Annotated in this window: 1 protein-coding gene; it reads left to right on the top strand. The window is 33.4% G+C overall.

The window, feature by feature from the left end; translation table 11 throughout:
• Positions 1-34 precede the first annotated feature (34 nt).
• A partial coding sequence (locus FC88_RS09270; protein ID WP_057814943.1) for an IS1182 family transposase occupies positions 35-1,474 on the top strand: 1,440 nt, incomplete at its 3' end.

Here is a 1,474-nt window from a genome sequence, read left to right as displayed (position 1 = left end):
TTTTTTGTTATAATTAGGCATCGAGGTGATTGAGATGCTCCCTAAACAAAATAAACCCAAACCCAGCAAGTATTCTGAGTTATATGATATTTTGATTCCTCAAGACCATGAATTGCGCAAGCTTATTCAACTTGTGGATTTTTCGTTTGTATACGATGAATTATCATCAAAATACTCTATTGATATGGGTAGGGCTGCAGTTGATCCTGTTCAGATGTTTAAGTATCTCTTTCTAAAGATTAGATATAATCTATCAGATCGTGATTTGATAGAACGTGCAAAAACTGATATGGCAATGAAGTTTTTCATTGGATTAAATCCTGAGGACGATGTTATCCATCCTAGTTTATTATCAAAATTTAGACGTCAAAGATTAAAGGACGTTAATCTTCTGAAGGTATTGATCAAAAAGACTGTAGAGATAGCTATTCAACAAGATGTTTTACAAAAAGAAACAGTCATAGTCGATGCAACACATACTGTCGCAAGATACAACCAAAAATCACCTATTGAAACCTTACGACAAGCTTCTAAAATATTGAGAAAAAGGATCTATGAAATTGATCCTTCTATGAAAGATCAATTTCCAGCTAAGAATACAAAGAATGATTTGGCTTTGGAACAAGAATATACAGATAAGTTACTCTCAACAATTGAGAAATATCCAAAAATAATTCGACAAATTAAAATTTCAGAAGCTTTCAATAACCTTAACGAACTTCAGGGTGATGTTAAGGAATATGAAAAATACTCAAAAGATAACGATGCAAAAGTAGGACACAAAGATAAAGACAGCTCTTTCTTTGGATACAAAACACATCTAGCAATGTCAGAAAATCGCATCATCACCGCCGCGGTGATAACCGGCGGTGAAAAAGGTGACGGACAATATTTAGAAAGATTAGTTTCCAGTTCTAATGAAAACGGTATGAACGTAAAAGAAATAATTGGAGATCATGCGTATTCTGGAAAACTAAATATCCAATATGCGAATAAGAATAACGTCAGTCTGATATCAAGGCTTACTCCTGTTATAACAAATGGTTTTAGAAAACCAGAAGATTTATGGGATTATAACAAGGACGCAGGTATGTTCGTTTGTCCCAATGGACAAATGGCAATAAGAAAAGCTCGACAAGGTAGAAAAAGTTTAAACCAAACTATGACGTATTATTTTGACATTCAAAAATGTCAAAATTGTCCATTAAGAGATGGCTGTTATAAGCCAGGCGCAAAAAGTAAAACGTATAATATTACTTTAAAATCCAATGAGCATACAAATCAAATGGAATTTGAAAATACAGAATACTTTAATAATCGAGTGAAACAAAGATATGAGATTGAAGCAAAAAATGCCGAACTTAAAACCAAACATGGATATGATAAAAGCTGGTCCAGCGGAATAACATCCATGACGCTCCAAGGAGCGATTACGCTCTTTTGTGTAAATATCAAGCGAATAACGAAACTAATA

Origin of the sequence: Companilactobacillus futsaii JCM 17355 (genome assembly GCF_001435505.1) — a bacterium.
Lineage (GTDB): Bacteria > Bacillota > Bacilli > Lactobacillales > Lactobacillaceae > Companilactobacillus > Companilactobacillus futsaii.
This window is presented reverse-complemented; position numbering and strand designations above follow the sequence as displayed.